At 63.1% G+C, this 20,782-nt stretch carries 22 protein-coding genes; 10 read left to right on the top strand and 12 right to left on the bottom strand.

Annotation, left to right across the window (positions count from 1 at the left end):
• Nucleotides 1-7 precede the first annotated feature (7 nt).
• On the bottom strand, nt 8-334 hold the full coding sequence (locus tag JG739_RS10475) for a hypothetical protein (protein WP_202366393.1): 327 nt from the start codon (nt 332-334) through the stop codon (nt 8-10).
• A 329-nt stretch (nt 335-663) separates the two neighbouring features.
• Here JG739_RS10475 and JG739_RS10470 point away from each other — a divergent pair, with 329 nt between their 5' ends.
• From JG739_RS10470 to JG739_RS10460, 3 genes are all read left to right on the top strand, one after another.
• Nucleotides 664-876, top strand: a complete 213-nt coding sequence (locus tag JG739_RS10470; RefSeq protein WP_023678332.1) for a cold-shock protein — start codon at nt 664-666, stop codon at nt 874-876.
• Between the two features lie 260 nt (nt 877-1,136).
• Nucleotides 1,137-1,337, top strand: a complete 201-nt coding sequence (locus tag JG739_RS10465; RefSeq protein ID WP_202366392.1) for a hypothetical protein — start codon at nt 1,137-1,139, stop codon at nt 1,335-1,337.
• Complete coding sequence (locus tag JG739_RS10460; protein WP_202366391.1) at nt 1,334-1,594, top strand: type II toxin-antitoxin system RelE family toxin; 261 nt, start codon at nt 1,334-1,336, stop codon at nt 1,592-1,594. Before JG739_RS10465 ends, JG739_RS10460 begins: the two co-directional genes overlap by 4 nt.
• A gap of 8 nt (nt 1,595-1,602) precedes the next feature.
• Here JG739_RS10460 and JG739_RS10455 read toward each other — a convergent pair whose 3' ends face one another.
• The 3 genes from JG739_RS10455 to JG739_RS10445 form a co-directional block, all read right to left on the bottom strand.
• Entirely contained in the window at nt 1,603-2,214 is a 612-nt protein-coding gene (locus tag JG739_RS10455) for a glutathione S-transferase family protein (RefSeq protein WP_202366390.1), read from the bottom strand.
• Nucleotides 2,215-2,328: 114 nt separating this feature from the next.
• The gene (locus tag JG739_RS10450) at nt 2,329-3,183 is read right to left on the bottom strand and encodes an EAL domain-containing protein (protein WP_202366389.1); all 855 of its coding nucleotides are present in this window, start codon (nt 3,181-3,183) and stop codon (nt 2,329-2,331) included.
• Nucleotides 3,180-4,073: an EAL domain-containing protein gene (locus JG739_RS10445; RefSeq protein ID WP_202366388.1), complete on the bottom strand. Its 894-nt coding sequence runs from the start codon at nt 4,071-4,073 to the stop codon at nt 3,180-3,182. Before JG739_RS10445 ends, JG739_RS10450 begins: the two co-directional genes overlap by 4 nt.
• A 206-nt stretch (nt 4,074-4,279) precedes the next feature.
• Here JG739_RS10445 and JG739_RS10440 point away from each other — a divergent pair, with 206 nt between their 5' ends.
• Nucleotides 4,280-5,482: a pyridoxal phosphate-dependent aminotransferase gene (locus tag JG739_RS10440; RefSeq protein WP_202366387.1), complete on the top strand. Its 1,203-nt coding sequence runs from the start codon at nt 4,280-4,282 to the stop codon at nt 5,480-5,482.
• 59 nt (nt 5,483-5,541) lie between these two features.
• On the opposite strand, the gene JG739_RS10435 is transcribed toward JG739_RS10440, so the two are convergent.
• Nucleotides 5,542-5,937 (bottom strand): (R)-mandelonitrile lyase, encoded by a 396-nt coding sequence (locus JG739_RS10435; protein ID WP_202366386.1) that lies wholly within the window; start codon nt 5,935-5,937, stop codon nt 5,542-5,544.
• Between the two features lie 344 nt (nt 5,938-6,281).
• Between JG739_RS10435 and JG739_RS10430 the strand changes: the two genes are divergently transcribed.
• A complete protein-coding gene (locus JG739_RS10430; RefSeq protein WP_202366385.1) occupies nt 6,282-8,333 on the top strand; it encodes an elongation factor G in 2,052 nt (683 codons plus the stop codon).
• A 761-nt stretch (nt 8,334-9,094) separates the two neighbouring features.
• Nucleotides 9,095-9,592, top strand: coding sequence for a methyltransferase family protein (locus JG739_RS10425; protein ID WP_202366384.1), 498 nt, complete (start codon nt 9,095-9,097; stop codon nt 9,590-9,592).
• 97 nt (nt 9,593-9,689) lie between these two features.
• Here the strand turns inward: JG739_RS10425 and JG739_RS10420 are convergent, their stop codons facing one another.
• On the bottom strand, nt 9,690-10,586 hold the full coding sequence (locus tag JG739_RS10420) for a LysR family transcriptional regulator (protein WP_202366383.1): 897 nt from the start codon (nt 10,584-10,586) through the stop codon (nt 9,690-9,692).
• Between the two features lie 73 nt (nt 10,587-10,659).
• Entirely contained in the window at nt 10,660-11,634 is a 975-nt protein-coding gene (gene trxB / locus JG739_RS10415) for a thioredoxin-disulfide reductase (protein ID WP_202366382.1), read from the bottom strand.
• A 252-nt stretch (nt 11,635-11,886) separates the two neighbouring features.
• On the opposite strand from trxB, the gene JG739_RS10410 reads away from it, so the two are divergent.
• A complete protein-coding gene (locus JG739_RS10410; RefSeq protein WP_202366381.1) occupies nt 11,887-12,363 on the top strand; it encodes an Lrp/AsnC family transcriptional regulator in 477 nt (158 codons plus the stop codon).
• A 281-nt stretch (nt 12,364-12,644) separates the two neighbouring features.
• On the opposite strand, the gene JG739_RS10405 is transcribed toward JG739_RS10410, so the two are convergent.
• The 3 genes from JG739_RS10405 to rfaE1 all read right to left on the bottom strand — a co-directional run bounded on the left by JG739_RS10405 (nt 12,645) and on the right by rfaE1 (nt 15,439).
• Entirely contained in the window at nt 12,645-13,274 is a 630-nt protein-coding gene (locus tag JG739_RS10405; protein WP_202366380.1) for an HAD-IIIA family hydrolase, read from the bottom strand.
• Nucleotides 13,267-13,839, bottom strand: coding sequence for a D-sedoheptulose-7-phosphate isomerase (locus JG739_RS10400; protein WP_202366379.1), 573 nt, complete (start codon nt 13,837-13,839; stop codon nt 13,267-13,269). The genes JG739_RS10405 and JG739_RS10400 overlap by 8 nt, the downstream gene beginning before the upstream one ends.
• A gap of 106 nt (nt 13,840-13,945) precedes the next feature.
• A complete protein-coding gene (rfaE1, locus tag JG739_RS10395; RefSeq protein ID WP_202366378.1) occupies nt 13,946-15,439 on the bottom strand; it encodes a D-glycero-beta-D-manno-heptose-7-phosphate kinase in 1,494 nt (497 codons plus the stop codon).
• A gap of 273 nt (nt 15,440-15,712) precedes the next feature.
• On the opposite strand from rfaE1, the gene rfaD reads away from it, so the two are divergent.
• From rfaD to waaC, 3 genes are read left to right on the top strand one after another with little or no spacing between them, the layout of a single operon-like run.
• Nucleotides 15,713-16,663, top strand: coding sequence for an ADP-glyceromanno-heptose 6-epimerase (rfaD, locus tag JG739_RS10390; RefSeq protein WP_202366377.1), 951 nt, complete (start codon nt 15,713-15,715; stop codon nt 16,661-16,663).
• A complete protein-coding gene (gene waaF, locus JG739_RS10385; RefSeq protein WP_202366376.1) occupies nt 16,636-17,643 on the top strand; it encodes a lipopolysaccharide heptosyltransferase II in 1,008 nt (335 codons plus the stop codon). The genes rfaD and waaF overlap by 28 nt, the downstream gene beginning before the upstream one ends.
• Entirely contained in the window at nt 17,640-18,623 is a 984-nt protein-coding gene (gene waaC / locus JG739_RS10380) for a lipopolysaccharide heptosyltransferase I (RefSeq protein ID WP_202366375.1), read from the top strand. Before waaF ends, waaC begins: the two co-directional genes overlap by 4 nt.
• A gap of 186 nt (nt 18,624-18,809) precedes the next feature.
• Here the strand turns inward: waaC and JG739_RS10375 are convergent, their stop codons facing one another.
• Nucleotides 18,810-20,024 carry an integrase core domain-containing protein gene (locus JG739_RS10375; RefSeq protein ID WP_202362542.1) on the bottom strand — a complete coding sequence of 405 codons (1,215 nt, stop codon included), beginning with the start codon at nt 20,022-20,024 and terminating at the stop codon, nt 18,810-18,812.
• Between the two features lie 174 nt (nt 20,025-20,198).
• Nucleotides 20,199-20,672: a transcription elongation factor GreA gene (greA, locus tag JG739_RS10370; protein ID WP_202366374.1), complete on the bottom strand. Its 474-nt coding sequence runs from the start codon at nt 20,670-20,672 to the stop codon at nt 20,199-20,201.
• Nucleotides 20,673-20,782 lie beyond the last annotated feature (110 nt).

Raw genomic sequence — 20,782 nt, 5'->3', positions numbered from 1 at the left:
GACATAGCTAGTCCGGAAAGATGCGCCGGCGGAAAAGCCGGTCTGTTTCCACGCGCTTGCACTTGTAGACGATGCAGGAGTTGGTATCGGCGCTCGGCACCGAAGCGCGTGCCCTGACCTCGCCCATGTCGCAGAAACTCTGGCTCCGCACATAACGGTCGTAGAGCGGCAGCCCCGGCGTGCGCGTCGACTGATAACGCAGGATGACGGCGCCTTCCCGTGCGATCGTCGCGCGCACCGTGCCGCAGCTCATGCGGCTCGGGTCATAGCGCGAGATCGCCTGCGCCTCGGCGGCGACCAGCGTCAGGCAGGCGGCAAACAGGACAGTTTTCATGGTCCTCTCCCCAAACAGGATCGGACGCTCGGAGGCGGCACGATCCTTCCCCGCAGCGTGCGCGATAGGCCACGCGACCCGGCGCAACGCCCGGCATTGCAACGCTTTCACGCGATTGGGGCGGCCGTTGGGCAGCGCCGCACCAGCGCCTTTTTTCATGCAGTCTTGTTTTTTGCGGAGAAGCAGACTATATGACGTCCATTGATATTTCGGCCGATCGATCCGGGCCTCGCGATATTCGCGTTTGCTGACGTCTATCTCCAAAATCTCGATACAAACCGGCTGGACTTCGGTTCAGTCAAGCTAAAGCAAACGTAAGGACTATCGAAATGGCAACAGGTACGGTCAAGTGGTTTAATTCCACCAAGGGTTTCGGCTTCATCCAGCCTGACAGCGGCGGCGCGGACGTTTTCGTCCACATCTCCGCAGTCGAGCGCGCTGGGCTGTCGACCCTGGTCGAAGGCCAGAAGATCAACTTCGAGATCGAGCAGGACCGCCGCACTGGCAAGTCGTCCGCTGGATCTCTGAGCAAGGCAGCCTGATTTTGCGAATGGCGCGCGCCGGGCGATAGCTCGGGGCGCGCGGCAAGTCACGGATGTACTGACGGTCGCGCGAGAAGCGCGCCGGAGCGGAAAGAACCCGACAAGCCGAAGCAGCAGATTGCTGCCGGCCCGGCCAAAGCGCTCCCGATCAGGCTACCAAGCATGGGAAGGCGGGATTTTGTCCCGCCTTTTTGCTGTCCGGATTTCCGGATGAAACAGCTACCTTGGCCTTATTGTACCAATCATGGTATTTTTGACCCATGAGCAAGCTTGAACAGATCGAGAAATCCGTCGCCGAACTGAGCCCTGAGGAACTGAAGGCATTTGCCGCCTGGTTCGAGGCACTGAAAGCGGACATCTGGGATCGGCAGATCGAAGCCGACGCCAAGGCTGGCAGGCTGGATAAGCTTGCCGAGCAGGCCTTGGCCGACCATCGCGCCGGCCGGACCCGGCCTCTGTGAATCATGTCGCCACTCCCTTATTCTGGGAGGCTTATGCAAAACTGCCCTCGTCGATCAGAGCCAAGGCGGACAAACGTTTCGCCAAGCTGCGTTCCGATCCGTTTCACCCGTCGTTGCATTTCAAACAGGTCGGACGCTACTGGTCGGCGCGGATCGATCTCAACTACCGCGCTGTAGCTGTCCGTGACCACGATGACGTTGTGTGGTTTTGGATCGGCACCCACTCCGAATATGACCGACTCCTAAAACAGCCATAAGGACAGAACTACCCCAGCCACTCCATCGGCACATGGCCAGGATCAGTCTCGACCCGTTTCAGCCAGGCCGCCACCGCCGGGTAGGCGTCGAGCTGAAAACCGCCCATCGCGGCCGTATGCGTATAGGCGTAGAGCGCGATGTCGGCGACGCTCAATGCCTCGCCGGCAAAGAACGCATTGCCCGCCAGATGCTTGTTCATCACGCCGAGCGCCTTGTTGCCGCGCTCCAGCGTAACCGCCAGCCGTTCCGGCGTTGCATCCTTGGCCCGTTCCGGAAAGGTCAGCAGCGCCTTGCGCACCGCGATATAGGGTTCGTGGCTGTATTGCTCGAAGAACAGCCATTGATAGGCCAATGCCCGCTCGTATTTGTCGGCCGGCAGGAACCGCGTGCCTTCGGCGAGATAGAGCAGAATGGCGTTGGATTCGGCAAGCCGCCGGCCGTCGTCGAGCTCGAGCAGTGGCACCATGGCGTTCGGGTTCTTGGCGACATAGTCTGGCTTGCGGGTGTCGCCGGTGTGCGAGCTGACCTCGACATTGGTGAAAGGGATGCCGAGCTTGGCCATCAACAGGCGCGGCTTGTAGCAATTGCCGCTGTCGATCATTCCATAGAGTATCGTCATTCTTGCTCCCATCGCCGCTCCCCTCGGAGGGGGCGCCTTTACCTGCGATTATCCCGGCAGCGACGGCTTCATCCAGTGATTTGTTTTGGCGCAAGCATCAGCGCCGCTGATAGATCACCCGAACAAAGGCACGACGTTGCTGGCCGTGCCAAGCAGGCCGTCGATGGGCAGCGGCTCCTCGTCGAAGACCGTGCCGGCCAGCGCCGGCCGGGCAAGGTAAAAGCCCTGCATCAGGTCGACGCCGCCGTCCAGCGCGACGCGCAGATGCGTCGATTGCTCGATGCCTTCGACCAGCACCTTGGCGCCGCGGTCATGCAGCGCCGAGACCAGCGGCCGGAAGAACCGTTCGGCGGCGGCATGGCGGCAGAATTCCGCGAACCAAGTGCCGTCGATCTTGACGATGTCGGGCTGGACAAGCGCGACCCGTTCTTCCGTCGAATGCCCGGTGCCGAAATCGTCGATGGCGATGCGGATGCCGTCACGCCGCATCTCGCGCGCCAGGCTGACGAGCACCTCGTCTTCGGCCGCCTGTTCGGTGATCTCGCAGACCAGCATGCCGGGGTGCAGGTCGAACTCGGCGAGACGCCTGGTCATCAGCCTGATTTCTGCCAGCGCCCGCCGGGGGTCATCATTGATCAGCGGATTGTAGTTGAAAAACAGGTCGAGCCCGCCGACGCCGATGTTGCGGAAATTCCGCAGATGCAGCACCCGGCACATCGTCTCGACGAACAGGCGATCCGGCACGGGGATGCCCTCGAAGAATACGCGCGGCGCGACCGGCCTGCCGGCGCGGTGCGGCTCGATCAGGCCTTCGACGGCGACGGCCTGCAAAAACCTGCCGCGCGGCGCAAAAATCGGCTGGTAGGCGCTCCTCAGCCGGAACGCGCCATAGACGCCATATTCGATCCCGACTTCGTCGGCAAAGATTGCCTCTCCGACATTGCGCCGCCTGTCGGGCCGCCCGGTCATGGCACCACCTTGCGTCCGAAAGCCCGTTTCGGCCGCGGCGAAGGCGAGACGGTCGCAGGCGCCTCGCCGGCGTCAGGCGCTGTCACCGGCATCTGCCGGTCGTTGCCGAAGACGTGAAAGCTGGTCGGTGCAAGCTCCGGGCGCGCCAGCGCGAATCCCTGCACCATCGAGGCTCCCGATTTCTCGGCCAGTTCAAGCTGCCAGCTCTCCTCGATACCCTCGAACACGGTGCGGATGCCTTGCTGTTCGAAACTTGCCACCATGGCGGTCAGCAGCGCGAAGCCGGCGCCGGAATCCATCAGTTGCATGATCCAGTGGGCGTCGAACTTGACGATGTCAGGCCTGAGTTCCTTGATCCGGTTGATATCGGACTCTTCGGCGCCGTAGTCGTCGACAGCGATGCGAAACCCGTTGGCCCTGAGCGCCTCGACGAAATTGTAGAGCGTTTCCTGCGACGCCGATTTCTGCTCGGTCACCTCGCAGACGACGCGGTTCGCATCGATCCCAGCCTCATGCAGCACCAGCCGCATGTCGCGCAGCGCCTTGTCGGCGATGCTGCGATCGGTGAACACCGACGGATCGAAGTTGATGAAGATGGATGCGTCCTGTGGCAGGCAGGCGCCGGCGTTCAAAAGATGCAGCGTCCTCGTCAGCGCTTCGATATGCAGGCGGTCGACCGCCGGACAGGCGTTGAAAAAACTCACCGGCGACTGCGGCTCGGCGTCGCGGAACGGCCGGATCAGCCCCTCGAATCCGGTGATGGACAATTTGCCGTTGCTGAAGGCGAAAATCGGCTGGAAGGCGCTTTGCAGCGTATAATTGCCCCAGACACCGCTGGCGGTGCCGTCGTCGTGACGGACGATATGGGCAAGATCGATGCTGCGCGACACGGTTCCTCCGTTGCGAGACTGGTGGAATGGGTCGTGATCCAGCCACCCGGAGTTTTTACCGCGTGTAAGTGAATTTATTGTTGCCGGATTTGCCGGGGATTTGAGGTCTGGCTCATCCGACAATGCTTGCGCTTGGCGGGATGATGCGACATGAGAGACGCCGCGGTCGGACGCACCGCCTGGCCCTACAAGGAGACAACGCCGTCATGGCCTTTCTTGCCGACGCCCTTTCCCGCGTTAAGCCTTCCGCGACCATCGCAGTGACGCAGAAAGCGCGCGAGCTGAAAAACGCCGGCCGTGACGTGATCGGGCTGGGTGCCGGCGAGCCCGACTTCGACACGCCGGACAACATCAAGAACGCTGCGATCGAGGCCATCCGCCGCGGCGAAACGAAATATCCGCCGGTTTCCGGCATCGTGCCGCTGCGCGAGGCAATCGCCAACAAATTCAAGCGCGAGAACAATCTCGATTACCGGCCGGAGCAGACCATCGTCGGCACCGGCGGCAAGCAGATCCTGTTCAACGCCTTCATGGCGACGCTGAACCCCGGCGACGAGGTCATCATTCCGAGGCCGTACTGGGTCAGCTATCCCGAGATGGTAGCGATCTGCGGCGGCACCCCGGCATTTGCCGACACCTCCATCGACAACGGCTTCAAGCTGACGGCGGCGGCGTTGCAAAAGGCGATCACGCCGCGCACCAAATGGCTGTTGATGAACTCGCCGTCGAACCCGTCGGGCGCCGCCTACAGCAAGGCAGAATTGCGCGCTCTGGCCGACGTGCTGCTCGAACATCCGCACGTCTGGGTGCTGACCGACGACATGTACGAGCACCTGATCTATGGCGATTTCGTCTTCACGACCATCGCCGAGGTCGAGCCGAAGCTTTATGAGCGCACACTGACCATGAACGGCGTGTCGAAGGCCTATGCGATGACTGGCTGGCGCATCGGCTATGCGGCCGGGCCGGTGGCGCTGATCAAGGCGATGGACATGATCCAGGGCCAGCAGACCTCCGGCGCCTGCACCATTGCCCAGTGGGCATCGGTGGAGGCGCTGAACGGTCCGCAGGATTTCATTGCGAAAAACAAGGCGATTTTCCAGGCTCGGCGCGATCTCGTCGTGTCGATGCTCAATCAGGCGCGCGGCATCACATGTCCGTCTCCGGAAGGTGCTTTCTACGTCTATCCGTCCTGTTCCCAGCTGATCGGCAAGACGACCAAAGCCGGCAAGCTGATCGACAGCGACGAAGCCTTCTGCTCGGAACTGCTCGAGGCCGAGGGCGTGGCGGTCGTGTTCGGTTCGGCATTCGGCCTCGGCCCGAACTTCCGCATCTCCTATGCCACGTCGGAGGCGTTGCTCGAAGAGGCCTGCGCGCGCATCCAGCGCTTCACCGCCTCGCTGACCTGATCTGGCGCATCTCGAACACCCGGCTCGCAATCGGGCTTGGTTTAGTGGGCTCAAAAGCCTCAGCCGCCATACTGCTCGTCTGTCACCTTCTCCAGCCAGTCGGCATGGACGCCGTCGAGCGCCTCCTGCATGGCGATATGTGCCATCGCCGATTTTGGACCGGCGCCGTGCCAATGCTTTTCGTCAGGCGCAAACGAGATGACGTCGCCGGCCCTGATTACCTGCATCGGCTCGCCCCAGCTTTGTGCGAGGCCGGCGCCGGACACGACATAGAGCGTCTGGCCTAGCGGATGCGTATGCCAGTGGGTACGCGCGCCGGGCTCGAAACCGACCATGACGGCGCGTAGCCGCGCCGGCGCTTCCTTCTCGATGATCGGCGTCTGCCACACGCGGCCGGTGAAGTAGTTTTCCGGCGCAATGACGGTCGGCACGCTGCCGCAAGCAATGATCTTCATCGTCGCGAGTCCTCAAGCTGATGGCGGATCGGTCGGCGACGACCGTTCTGTCGCAGGAAGGGGTACTTTCATCCGATAACCATCATGGCGCAACCGCTTTTGCTGCCGTTCGGCGACGGGCCCTGTCACGGGATTGACGCGAAGCCCAGGCCCGCATCCTACGGCTCGCCGATTCATGGCTCAACATCCGCGACATGGCGATCCTCCGATCTCAAATCACTTGCCCTCCCGGCTAACCCGTGGGACGATGCCTTTGGGTAGGTGGCAAACTGAAAAACGCCCCGCCCGCGACGGTCGACAGGCCGGCCGCCGCTCCCAGGGAAACGCCTGAGTGGAGGTCAGTCATGGGAACTCGCGCCGGAGGACGACGCACGGGACCGAAATGCGTTGCCATAGTCGGTCCCTTTGCAAGCGGTAAGACGACACTTCTCGAAGCCATATTGGCCCGCACGGGCGCCATCCCCCGCCAGAATCCGGTCTCCTCGGGAAACACAGTTTCCGATCATTCGCCCGAGGCACGCGCCCACGCCATGAGCGTTGAGGCGACGTTTGCCACCACCGACTTCATGGGCGAGCAACTCACCTTCGTCGATTGTCCCGGCTCCATCGAATTCTCCTTCGAGGCAGAGCCGGTTCTGGCCGCCTGCGACATCGCCGTGGTCGTCGCCGAAGCCGACGAGAAGAAGATCCCTGCCCTGCAGCTGATCATGCGCAAGCTCGACGATCTCGGCGTGCCGCGCATCATGTTCCTCAACAAGGTCGACAAGGCGACATCAGGCGTGCGCGAGACGCTGAAGATGCTGCAGCCGGCAAGCTCGTTGCCTTTGCTGCTGCGCCAGATCCCGCTGCGCAAGGACGGCGTGGTGATCGGCTCGATCGATCTGGCGCTGGAGCGCGCCTACATCTATCGCGAATATGCCGAAAGCGAGGTCGCCCAGATCCCCAGCGACGACAAGGCGCGCGAGCTCGAAGCGCGCTTTTCCATGCTGGAGACGCTCGCCGACCATGATGATCAACTGATGGAGCAGCTGCTCGACGAAATCGAGCCGCCCAAGGACGCTATCTTCGACGACCTGGCCGCCGACTTGCGCGATGGTGCCGTGACGCCGGTGCTGATCGGCACCGCCGAGAAGGGCAATGGTGTGCTGCGGCTGCTGAAAACGATCCGCCACGACGCCCCTGATGTTGAAGCAACGCGCAAGCGCCTCGGCGCACCTGACGGCACTGCGACCGTGGTCCAGGTGATGAAGACCATCCACACCGCGCATGGCGGCAAGCTGTCGATCTCTCGCATCCTGTCCGGCCAGCTTGCCGACGCCTCCGAGCTGTTCCTTTCGAACGGCGCGACGGCAAAGGTCTCCGGCATCTACAGAATGCTCGGCAAGGACCAGACCAAGCTCACCTCGGCCCCGGCCGGCGACACGGTCGCGCTCGGCAAGATGGACGAGGTCACGACCGGTCAGACCTTGAGCTCGATCAAGGGCGGCACCAAGCCCTTGGTCACGCTGGCGCCGCCGCAACCGGTCTTTGCTTTTGCGTTGCGACCGAAGGAACGCAAGGACGAGGTCAAGATGTCGGCGGCCATCCACCGCCTTGCCGAAGAAGATCCCTCGCTCAGCGTGCGCCACAATCAGGATTCGGCTGAAACCGTGCTGTCGGGCCATGGCGAAATGCATCTGCGTGTCGTGCGCGAGCGGCTGGAGGGCAAGAACCAGATTCCGGTCGAAGGCCATCCACCGGCCGTGCCTTACCGCGAGACGATCCGCAAAGCGGCGCAGCAGCGTGGCCGTCACAAGAAGCAGTCGGGCGGCCATGGCCAGTTCGGCGACGTGGTGATCGAAATCAAGCCGCTGCCGCGCGGCTCCGGCTTCCAGTTCACCGACACCATCACCGGCGGCGCCGTGCCGAAAACCTATATCCAGTCGGTCGAGGCCGGCGTGCGCGATTATCTGAAATCGGGCCCGCTCGGCTTTCCGGTGGTCGACGTCGCCGTCAACCTGTCCGACGGCTCCTATCATTCTGTCGATTCGTCGGACATGGCCTTCCAGATGGCGGCGAAGCTGGCGATGAAGGAAGGCATGGCCGCCTGCTCGCCGGTGCTGCTTGAACCGATCATGAAGGTGGAAATCGTCACGCCGTCCGACGCGACATCGAAAATCATCGCCCTGATCCCGCAGCGGCGCGGCCAAATCCTCGGCTACGATGCGCGGCCCGGCTGGCCGGGATGGGATGTCGTCGAGGCGACCATGCCGCAGGCCGAGATCGGCGATCTGATCATCGAGCTGCGTTCGGCCACCGCGGGCGTGGCCAGCTATCGTGCCAGCTTCGACCATATGGCCGAACTCACCGGCCGCCTGGCCGACGAGGCGTTGAACGCCAATGGCAAGGCCGCCTGACACTGGGACTTGGCGACAGTCAGGCTGCAGAACACAAGGAACGGCGTCCGGAAATGATCCGGACGCCGTTCTCTTGCGGACCGTCTTCGTGGGAGGCGAAGCGGCAGGTCCGCCGCACATGCCGCCAACGCTTGACAGCCTCAGCGGAAGAATGGTTCGGACGCGGTAGCCGCCTGAGCCCGGATCGTCCGAGTGATGCCCCCATCTCCCGCACGAACCACACCGCGTCCTATGATCTGCTTAGTCGATGCTGCGCGCCTGCGACATGTTACCTGAGGTTACATGTCACTGTTACATGACAATTTCGGTCGGCTTTGCGTCAGCGCCGGCAGGGTCCGGGATACAAAAAAGCCGGATCAACGAAGATCCGGCTGAGTTTGATTGGAAGTGCCTGTTAAGGCTAACCTCCAGAGGGGAACACTCGAGGGCGCTAATGGGAGGAGAACGCGCCCAGGAGATGGTCCATATATGTGCTCATCGTGCCCAAGAAACAAGCATCTATTTTGCAACACTCGCATGCAAAATGACACAGGCTGTGGTCTAACCCGTTGCTTGGCCTCGTAGGACCAGAAGAATCGCGAAATGAGGTGCGCAGCCAGTCAAGAATCATTGCGAAATAGCCAATCAGCGCCGAATTTCGGTCCAGAACGCAGAAAACAACGAGTGATGGCGAATCAGGCAGCGCGCGTTTATTTTTGCGGCAGCCATTATTTTTGCGGCAGACACGCATCGGCCCGAAAATCGCGGCCAAGGAAGCCCCGATGAGGACCCGTCAGGCGATCGCCGGCAGCGCGCTGTTCTTCATCGCAGCGCCCGGCGTGGTCGCGAGATTGCTGCCCTGGCTGTTGACCGATCGCTATCGTCTGCCATGGTCGACCCAGCTCGGCCTGGTCGTGGGCGGCTGGGTCCTGATTGGCGCCGCAACGGTCTTGCTGCTTCATGCCTTCGCCCGTTTTGCTCTCGAAGGCCTCGGCACGCCCGCTCCGGTCGCGCCAACCGAGCGACTGGTTGTCGGCGGCATCTACCGCCATGTCCGCAACCCGATGTATGTGGCTGTGCTGGCGATCATCCTTGGCCAGGCGCTGCTGTTTTCGAGCGCGGCTCTCGTCGCCTATGCCGCTATCGCCGCCGTCGCCATGGTCTCGTTCGTGAAGTTCCATGAGGAACCGACGCTTGCCCGCCGCTATGGCGCCGAGTACGAGGCCTACCGCCATGCCGTTCCAGGCTGGCTACCCCGCCTGACGCGGTGGCGCGGGTGAGTCGGAATCGGAGCTGCGCCGTTTCGGGTGTGTTGAGATTCAGGTCAGGACGAGTAGCGCCTCGCACGTATCCGTTCAAAACAAAACACGACGCGCTTTAGAACGACCAGCTTCGGGCCTTGGCGACGATGAAATCGCGGAAGACGTGCAGCTTCGCCTGGTTCTTCATCGCGTCGGGATAGGCGAAATAGGTGTCGAAGGACGGCACTTCGGTCTCCGGCAGCAACTGCACCAGGCCTGAATCCTTGCTGACCACATAGTCGGGCAGCATGGCGATGCCGGCGCCACCCTGAACTGCGCGCTTGATCGACAATATGTCGTTGATCTGCAGCGTCGGCACCCTTTGCCCGCCTTCGAAATCGCCGACCGTTTCCAGCCAGTTCAATTCCGACAGATGCGCCGGCACCGGCACGCCGAAGGTGACGATGCGATGGCTCTTCAACTCGGCGATCGACGCCGGCTTGCCATATTTGTTGACGTAGGAAGGGGCGGCGTACAGATGGAAATGCACGGTGAACAGGCGGCGCTGGATAAGGTCGGGCTGCTGCGGCTGGCGCAGCCGGATCGCGCAGTCTGCCCGGCGCATGGTGAGGTCGAGTTCCTCGTTCGCCAGGATCAGTTGCAGGCTGATCTCGGGATAGAGTTCGATGAATTCCTGCACGCGCTCGGTCAGCCAGCCGGCACCGAGCCCCACCGTGGTCGTCACCCTAAGCACGCCGGAAGGCCGATCCTTGGCCTCGGTCAGCCGCGTCTTGATCGTCTCCAGCTTCATCAGCACGTCATGCGCCGTGCGGAACAGCATTTCACCCTGCTCGGTCAGCACCAGGCCGCGGGCATGGCGATTGAACAGCGGCACGCCGACATCATGTTCGAGCGCGCTGACCTGCCGCGAGATCGCCGATTGTGACAGATGCAGTGTCTCGGCGGCATGGGTAAACGACCCAGCTTCCGCTGCAGCGTGAAACACGCGTAGCTTGTCCCAGTCCAACGCCATAACGCCCCTCGCTTGTTCTTTTGGCGTTTGAATGAAAAATCAGGCTTTTGCGCGGCTTTTCTCGGCCGCTTGTTTACTCCGCCGCTTCGCGGTGAACTTCGATCCCGGCGAGGTACTTTTCCGCCTCGAGCGCGGCCATGCAGCCGAGCCCCGCCGCCGTCACCGCCTGGCGGTAGATGTCGTCGGTCACGTCACCGGCGGCGAACACGCCCGGCACGTCGGTGCAGGTCGAATCCGGCGCCGTCCACAGATAGCCGTTCGGCTTCTGCTTCAGCTTGCCGGCGAACAGCTCGACCGCCGGCGCATGGCCGATCGCGACGAACACCCCGTCGACCGTCAGATGCATTTCCTGGCCAGTCACCACATTGCGCAGCTTCAGCCCTTCCACCGACGGCGGCATCGGCATCTTGCCGGACTGACCGGTGATCTCATCGACCACGGTGTCCCAAATGACGCGGATATTGTCTTTCTTGAACAACCGCTCGCTGAGGATGCGCTCGGCGCGGAAGTCGCTGCGCCGGTGGATGACCGTTACGCTCTTGGCCAGATTGGAAAGGTAAAGCGCCTCCTCCACCGCCGAATTGCCGCCGCCGATGACCGCGACGTCCTTGCCGCGATAGAAGAAACCGTCGCAGGTGGCGCAGGCCGATACGCCGAAGCCCATAAAAGTCTGTTCGCTCGGGATGCCCAGCCATTTCGCCTGCGCACCGGTGGCGATGATCAGCGCGTCGGCGGTATAGGTGGCGCCGGAATCGCCCTTGGCGCGGAACGGCCGCACATTAAGATCGACCTCGGTGATGATGTCGTTGATGACGTCGGTGCCGACATGCTCGGCCTGTTTCAGCATTTGCTCCATTAGCCACGGACCCTGGATCGGATCGGCGAAGCCGGGATAGTTTTCGACATCGGTGGTGATCATCAACTGACCGCCCTGCTGCAGGCCGGCGACCAGCATCGGCTTCAGCATGGCGCGGGCGGCGTAGATTGCCGCCGTATAGCCGGCGGGACCGGAGCCGATGATGAGAACGGGTGCGTGCTTGGACGTCATATCAGGGCTTTCACAACAACCGGACGCCAATGAAGCGTCCGGCACAGGGATCGATTTCGGCCCTAATCTAGGTGTTGCAGGCGGCGCCAGCAAGACGACCTGGCCTTCGTCCCCGGAAAGCTTCCGCACAAACAGACGATCCATGGACATCCTGGCGCATGATTGCCCGAAAATCACTGGGGATGGAATGGACACCAAAGTCGTTTAATTACAAAATCACGAAAGATTCTTGCGTGAAGGCCGAAGGTATCCATGCCGCTCAAAGCCGATCTCGATGCCATCGACTGGAAAATCCTGCGCGAGCTTCAGCACGACGGGCGCATGACCAATGTTGAATTGTCCGGCCGCGTCGGCATTTCGGCGCCGCCATGCCTGCGTCGCGTCAGGCGGCTGGAAGAGACCGGCATCATCCGCGGTTATCGCGCCTTGCTCAATGCGCCGGCGCTCGGCCTGGATGTCGTCGCCTTCTGCCTCATCGGCCTGCATCACCAGGCCGACGCGGAACTGAAGACCTTCGCCGAACGCACCCGCGGCTGGCCGATCGTTCGCGACGCCTGGATGGTGTCGGGCGAGTCCGACTTCTTGCTGCATTGCGTGGCGAGCGACCTCGGCGCCTTTCAGACCTTCGTCATCGAGGAACTGGCCTCGGCGCCGAATGTCGACACGGTGCGGACGGCACTGACCATCCGTCGCGTCAAGGACGAGGGCCTGGTGGCGTTTCCAGCTTGATCGGGATGGCAGGGCAATCGCCGATTCCAGCGCTGCCCCTCATCCGCCTGCCGGCACCTTCTCCCCGGATAGTGACGTATAGCTGTCGTCGCCGGTTTCGCCGATCTCCAGCGTTACAGAAAAGGACGCCAACGTTGCGGCCAGCCCTTTCTCCCCGTCACTATACGGGGAGAAATGCCCGGCAGGGCAATGAGGGGCGGCGCCGACTTCGATGACTGGTGCGTCACGACCGAAAGCGCAGGAAACCTACCATTTGCAGGCCGGCTGAGTGTCAGCACATCTTATAGTGCCTCGATTGCGGCCAGCAATCCGTCGAGATCATTCCCGTCCCGCAGCGGCGAAACCCTGAACCCGCCATGATCGGACGCCTCGCCGTCGACCAGCCAGCCGCGCGACAAGCCCGCACGCCGCCCCGCCTCCATGTCGGCCGGCTTGTCGCCGACGATGAGTGAACGCCGGAGATCGAGGCGGAGGCGCGCGGCCGCCTCGAGCAGCATGCCCGGATTGGGCTTGCGCACTGGGTGGTCGGCAATCGCCAGCGGCCCTCTGCCTGCCTCGTGATACGCGCAGGCAAGGACCATGTCCGCGAATGCGCCCTGATCGCGCAGCAGTTCCAGAACACGGCCGTTCACGTCGGTGAAAACGCTCCAGTCAAAATACCCACGCGCGATGCCGGACTGGTTGGTCACCACGACGACCGGGATTCCGGCCTGGTTGGCAGCTCTGATAGCAGGCACGATGTCGTCGCGCAGCACGATGTCGGCCGGATCGCTAGGGTAGTCGGTATCGACATTGATGGTGCCGTCGCGGTCTAGGAACAGCGCCGGCATACGCTCGGGAAAAACCTTGTCGCCGATCCTCTCCACCCACAGGCCCGGCTCCACCAGCGGGTGCGGAGCCCTGTCAGCCATCACAGAGGCGCGCTTCGACCATTTCGCACAGATGATGATAGAGGCACAGATGCCCCTGCTGGATGATCGGCGTCGAGTTCGAGGGCACGTTGAGCAGAATGTCGGAGAGCGGCCTGAGCTTGCCGCCGCTGTCGCCGGTCAGGCTGATCACTGTCATGTCCATCGTGCGCGCCTGCTCGGCAGCGGCAAGGATGCTGGCCGAGTTGCCGCTGGTCGAGATGGCGAGCAGCACGGCACCCGCTGAGCCATGTGCCTCGACCTGGCGTGAAAATACCGTGTCGAAGCCGTAATCGTTGCCCCAGGCGGTCAGTACCGCCGCATTGGCCGGCAGCGCGATGACGTTGTAGGCCTTGCGCTCCTTCAGGAAGCGGCCGACCAGTTCACCTGCGATGTGGATGGCGTCGCTGGCCGAGCCGCCATTGCCGCAGATCAGCAGCGCCTTGCCCTGCGAAAGCGCGGCGACGACGGCGGTCACCGCCCGCTCCATCTCGCCGGTGAGATCGCGCTCGACCATCGCGCTGATCGCGGCCGCCGAGCGGACCAGGTATTCGTTCAGTTCGGACATGAAACCCTCAGTTTGTGCTGCCGGCCTAGAGCGCCGTGCGTCCAATTGGACGCACAAAGGACGCTCTAGCACTTTTAGTCTGCTGCATCGTGCTTTCCGAAAATCATTACGATTTTCGGGCCGATGCAGTAAACTTGCCGATGGTGCCGGTGGTGCTCTTGCCGGCGACATGATCGATCAGCACGACGCGGCCACCCGCCTTGTGCACCACTTCGGCGCCGACCACCTGATCGATCGTATAGTCGGCGCCCTTGACCAGTATGTCGGGCTTCAGCGCCTCGATCAGCGCGAGCGGCGTGTCTTCCTCGAAGACGACGACGGCATCGACCGAGGCAAGCGCCGCCAGGACGCAGGCGCGATCATGCTCGTCGTTGACCGGGCGTCCCGGCCCTTTCAGCCGGCGCACCGAGGCATCGCTGTTGAGGCCGAGAACCAGCCGGTCGCACTGGCTGCGCGCCGCATGCAAAAGGCTGACATGGCCGGCGTGAAGGATATCGAAGCAGCCATTGGTGAAACCGACGCTCAGGCCTTCGTCCTTCCACGTCGCCACCAGCCGTGCGGCGGCAGCAGCATCGAGGATTGCATCCTTGTGGGCAATCGGTCCATGCGAGCGAAACAGCGCGCCGCTGAGTTCCTCGACGGTCAGCCGTGCCGTGCCGCGCTTTCCCACCACCACGCCAGCCGCCGCGTTGGCAATGGCCGCGGCAATGACGCGGTCGGCGCCCGCAGCCAGGGCCAACGCAAACGAGGCGATGACAGTGTCGCCGGCGCCGGAAACGTCGAACACCTCCCGCGCCTGCGTGGCAATGTGGCGGGCATCGTCGGCGTCGACGACGCTCATGCCTTTTTCGCTGCGCGTCGCGACGACGAAATCGAAGCCATGTGCCGAGATCAACTCACGCGCCGCGGCGACGATCTCGTCATCGGCAAACACCGCGCGTCCGACCGCCTCGCCAAGCTCCTTGCGATTGGGCGTGATCGCCGTCGCCCCGGAGTAGCAAGCATAGTCGCGGCCCTTGGGATCGACCAGCACCGGCTTTCCCGCCTCGCGGCAGATCGAGATCAGCTCGCCGGCGACGCCGTCGAGCAACATGCCCTTGCCGTAGTCGGACAGAATGACGATGTCGGCCTGCGCCAGCCCGGCGCGGAAAAGCCGGATCAGCGTCGCCCGCTCGGCGTCGCGCAGCGGCTTGATTTCCTCTTCGTCGAAGCGCAGCACCTGCTGGCCCTGCGCGCTGAAGCGGCTTTTCGACGAGGTCATCCGGTTGGCGTCCTGCGCGAGACCGCCAGTGTCGACGCCAAGCCCGGCGAGCATGCGCATGAGATTGTCGCCGGCCGGATCGGCGCCGATCACCGAAACCGGTATCGCGGCAGCGCCGAGCGAGACGATGTTGGCGACGACATTGCCGGCGCCACCCATCGCCGAGGTTTCGCCACGCCCGCGCAGCACCGGAATGGGCGCTTCAGGCGAAATCCGCTCGATGACGCCGTTGACGAAACGGTCGAGGATGAAGTCGCCGACCACCAGCACGGTGACGTTGCTGAACCGCGAGACGGCGCGGTGAAGCGGTTCGGGAGAAGGCAGGTATTGCTCGCTCATGTCATCTTCGACGTGCAATGAGAGCCGGTCCCGATGCTGAGAAAACGCTGGACTGGCAGGGCTGGTCGTTCATGGCGAAGCCGATATACCGCAATTCGGCTCAGCGCAACGGCAGGCTCGGAACGGACCACAGCCAACGCTGGTTGGCGGATCAACTTTTCTACGGAAGAGTTCATTGGCCCCTGCCCTCTGTGGGTGCTTTATCGACAGGCCTGCCAGCCTCCCTTATAAGGGCCGGAATCGGCAAGCAAACCGCAGGTCAGGGTTACCAGCATGATCATCGTCACGGGCGGCGCCGGCATGATCGGCTCCAACATCGTCGCCGCGCTCAATGCCGAAGGGATCAGCGACATCCTCGTCGTCGACGACCTGACCGACGGCCACAAGATTGCCAATCTCGCCGACCTGCAGATATCAGATTATCTCGACAAGGACGATTTCCTGCCGCGGATGGAGGCCGGCGACCTCGGCCGCATCGAGGCCGTCTTCCACCAGGGCGCCTGCTCGACCACCACCGAGTGGAACGGCAAGTTCATGATGGAGGTGAACTACGCCTATTCGAAGCGGCTGCTGCACGCCTGCCTGGCGCTGCGCGTGCCGTTCCTCTATGCCTCCTCGGCTTCCGTCTATGGCGGCGGCACCGAGTTTCGCGAGGAGCCGGAATGCGAGCGCCCGCTCAATGTCTATGCCTATTCAAAGAAGCTGTTCGACGACTATGTCCGCCGCACCGTCTTCGATACCGATCATTCGCCGGTGGCCGGCCTGCGCTATTTCAACGTCTATGGACCGCGCGAGGCGCACAAGGGAGCCATGGCCTCGGTCGCCTACCATCTGTTCAACCAGGTCGAGCAAGGCCACAACCCAAAGCTGTTCGGCGCCTATGACGGTTTTGCACCTGGCGAGCAGAGCCGCGACTTCATCCATGTCGGCGATGTTGCCGATATCAATCTATGGTTGTGGAAACGCGGCTCAAGCGGCATCTTCAACTGCGGCACCGGCCGAGCCCAGCCGTTCCGCGCCATTGCCGAAACGGTGATCGGCGCGCTGGGCAAGGGCGAGATCGAGTTCATCGACTTCCCCGACCATCTCAAGGGCAGCTACCAGAGTTTTACGCAAGCTGATATGTCCCGGTTGCGCGCCGCCGGTTACAATGGTCAGTTTCGCACAGTGGAAACCGGCGTCAGAGACTATGTCGAATGGCTGAAAGCCCAACGATCCTCGTGATCGGCCCACGCTGGGTGGGCGACATGGTGATGGCGCAGTGCCTGTTCTCGGCGCTGGGAGAGCTTCACCCGGACGCCGCGATCGACGTGCTGGCCCCGGCATGGGCGGCGCCACTGGTCAAGCGGATGCCCGAAATACGCCGGCAGATTGATCTGCCGCTGAAATCCGGAGCGCTGGAATTCCGCATGCGAAGGCGCTTCGGCCGCCTGCTGCGCGGCCACTACGACATCGCCTATGTCATGCCTGGAAGCTGGAAGTCGGCGCTGGTCCCGTTCTTTGCCCGCATTCCGCGCCGTGTCGGCTACCTCAAGGAAATGCGCTACGGGCTGCTGACCGATATCGTCCCCTTGCCAGACGATGTGAAACGGCGCACGGCGCAGGCTTATTTCGGCCTCGCGCAAGGCGGCACGTTCCGCGCTCCCAGGCTCGCTGTCGACACGAAAAACCAGGCGGCATTGCTGGGCCGCTTCGGGCTGGAGGCGAAAAAATTCGTCGCGCTGATGCCGGGCGCCGAGTTCGGCCCGGCCAAACGCTGGCCGAGCGAACGCTATGCCGGCTTTGCCCGCGACATCATGGCCAAAGGTTTTGCGGTCGCGCTGTTCGGGTCGAAGAACGATGCCGACGTAACGGCGGAAATCGCCACGCTTGCACCTGATGTTGTCGACCTCGCCGGCCAGACGCGGCTGGAGGACGCCATCGACCTGATCGCCGCGGCCAGGCTTGCGGTGTCGAACGACAGTGGGCTGATGCATGTTGCCGCCGCGGTCGGCACGCCGATCGTAGCCGTCTACGGCTCGACCTCGCCGCACAATACGCCGCCGCTCGCCGAGCAGCGCGAACTGGTCTGGCTCGGCCTGTCCTGTTCGCCCTGCCATCGCAAAATCTGCCCGCTCGGCCACCTCAACTGCCTGAACACGCTTGAAGTGGCGCAGGTCGCGGCGGCGACGGAACGGTTGCTGGAAATGCCGGCCGCCGCATGAGGGTGCTTGTCGTCAAGACATCGTCGATGGGTGACGTCATCCACAGCTTTCCAGCCGTCGAGGATGCGCGCCGCAGCCGGCCGGACGTGTCGTTCGACTGGTGTGTGGAAGAAGCTTTTGCCGGCATCGTGGCGCTGCATCCGGCGATCGCAACCATCCACAGCGTGGCAATCCGGCGCTGGCGCACAAGCCCGCTCGTCCCCGGCACATGGCGCCAGGCAGCGGGATTGCGCCGCGCCTTGCGGGATCGCCGCTACGATCTCGTCATCGACGCGCAAGGATTGCTGAAGTCGGCCGTGGTGGCGAAACAGGCCGCGGCGCCGATAGCCGGCTTCGACCGGTCGAGCGCCCGTGAGCCTTCGGCGACCTTGTTCTACGACCGCCGCTATGCTGTGCCGCGCGATCTGCACGCCATCGAACGCACCAGGCGGCTGTTCGGGCTGGCGCTCGGCTATGAACCGGATTTTTCCGGGCTCAAGTCCGGCATCATGCCGCCGGCCGTCGCTTCGACATTTGTCGGCGGGAAAACCGCCTTCCTGCTGCACGGCACCAGCCGCGAGGACAAGAAATGGCCGGTCGGCAACTGGATCGAGACGGCCCGGCTTCTCGTGGAAAGAGGAATGACGCCGGTCACCACCTGGTCGAACGACAGGGAAAAGGCGGTTGCCGAGGCGATCGCCCAAGCCGTTCCACAGACCGTGCTGGTGCCGAAATCGCCGCTTGCCGAGATCGCCGCGATCATCGGCCGGTCGGTGCTGACCATCGGCGCCGATACCGGCCTTACCCACCTCGCCAGTGCCTTCGGTCTGCCGACGGTCGCGGTGTTTGTGGCGACAGAACCCGGCCTGACCGGTCCGCGCGGGCCGTTCTCGTCAACGCTGCTGGCCGCGCCCGGCAGCCGTGTCGGACCGTTAGAGGTGGTAGCGGAGGCAGAAAAGTTGCTGGGGCGCCAAGCGCTTGGTCAGGCCGGAAAAACTTGATTTCAAGGTTTGGCGCTGCACCCTCATTGCCCTGCCGGGCATTTCTCCCCGTTAACGACCGTTAACGGGGAGAAAGAAGCTGGCCGCAACGCTGGCGCCTTCCTTGTGCAACGCTGAAAATTGGCGAACCGTCGATGACGGGTGTCCAGCCGATAGATAGGTAACAGTTTGAACCGGATACATAGGTTACAGTTTTCCCCCCTTCTCCTGCGCAGTGGTGTCCGCCGCAGCGCCGGCTGGTCGGGGTTGCAAGGCGCTGCGGCGGACCAGGCGCATTCGCTTGAGATCGATGTGGCCGAGCGGGTGGGCGTAGAAGCGTAAGGCCCATTCGCCGGTTTCGGTTTCTTCGACGGCGACCGGCTCGCCGGCAAGCGAGGCCGAGACATAGATCTCGCCGCCCTGCCACTTGATCGCGCCATTGTTGCGCACGCGCCTGACTGCGGCCTCGGCCGGATAGTCGGGCTCGGGCACGTTGGCCGGCATTTGCCGCTCGCTACCGCGGTAGTATTCGGCCGGCGTGTCCATGCCGAGCGCCTCATGCGGACGCTCCTCATTGTACTCGCGACGGAAGGCGTCGAAAGCCTGGCTCTGCGCCTGTCTGTCGATCTCAGGCGCCTTGGCCAGCGGCAACATGGTCAGGTGAAAGCGCTCGTGGCAGCCGTTCTGCTGAGGCTTGCCGGGCGCGATCCGCTCCAGCGCGATGCCGAGCTTGATGAAGCGCACCGCAAGCGGCGTCAGCCCGGTGACGCCGGCCGACGCGAAGGGTGAACCATTGTCGCTTCTGAACCGATCCGGCAGACCATGCTCCTCAAACAGCCGTTCGAACACCGGCCAGGCCTCCTCATCTGCCGTCGAACCCGTCGCTTCGAGCGCCAACAGGTAGCGGCTCCACGCATCCAGCACTGTCAACGGTTCGCAGCGCCACCCGTCACGGGTCCGGAACCAGCCCTTGTGGTCGCCCGTCCACACCGCATTCGGCCTTTGCGCATCTGGCCAGGGGCCGTTGCCCACAGCTCTCCAGCGCCCCCGCCGCCGGCCGACAAGGCCGTGGCGCTTCAGAATCTCGCCGGCCGTCGAGATCGCCGGCCACGGGTGCGACGGCGCCTCACGCTTGAGCCGCCCGATGATCTTCTTGGGCCCCCATGCCGGATGCGCCTCCTTCAGCGCAACGATCCGCTCAACCAGATCGGCAGCGGTCGCGCGGCCGTGATTGAGCGGCGCTCGCGGCAGATCATGCAAACCTTCCGGGCCGAACTCCCGGTAACGACCAAGCCACTTGTAGCCGATCTTGCGCGATATCCCGTACCGCTCGCAAACAGCCGTCATCGTCTCCTCTCCCGAAAGGCAATCCACTATAAACCTCAACCGCTCGTCCATGATGTCAGTCTCTCGCCAAACCATCGCCGGTACCTCCCGGCGGACAAGAAAACTGTCACCTATGCAATCGGTCTACTCTGTTACCTATCTATCCGGTTCGGACACGGCGTCCTTCTCCCCGTCCCTATACGGGGAGAAGTGCCCGGCAGGGCGATGAGGGGCAGCGCGACATATCGCCAATAACGGCTGCGCGATCCCCTAGATGAACTGCACCTGGACGATCTCGTAGCCCCGCGCACCGCCTGGCGCGTTGACCTCGATGGCGTCGCCAACTGCCTTGCCGATCAGCGCCCGTGCGATCGGCGAGGAGATCGAGATGCGGCCTGACCTCACGTCCGCCTCCTGGTCGCCGACGATCTGGTAGGTCTTCTTCTCGTCCGTGTCCTCGTCGACCAAAACCACGGTCGCGCCGAACTTGACCTTTTCGCCGCTGAGCTTGGTGATGTCGATCACCTCGGCGCGGGCGATAAAATCCTCGAGCTCGTTGACGCGGCCCTCATTGAGACTCTGCGCCTCTTTCGCCGCGTGGTATTCCGCGTTTTCAGAGAGATCACCGTGCGAGCGCGCTTCGGAGATTGCTTCGATGATGCGCGGCCGCTCTTCCTGCTGGCGCCAGCGCAGTTCTTCCTTCAATGACGCGAACCCCTCGCCTGTCATCGGGACCTTGTTCATAATGCCTGACCTTTCCTGCCGCCGCCCCCGCGTTCCGGGAGCGACCTTGTCGATGGGTACAAAAAGAAAACGGTCCGGCAGCCTCGGGCTAACGGAACCGTGTCACCGCT

The organism is Mesorhizobium sp. L-2-11, from assembly GCF_016756595.1.
Classification (GTDB): Bacteria; Pseudomonadota; Alphaproteobacteria; order Rhizobiales; family Rhizobiaceae; genus Mesorhizobium.
The sequence above is the reverse complement of the archived record's forward strand: the minus strand, read 5'-3'. Positions and strand labels throughout refer to the sequence as shown.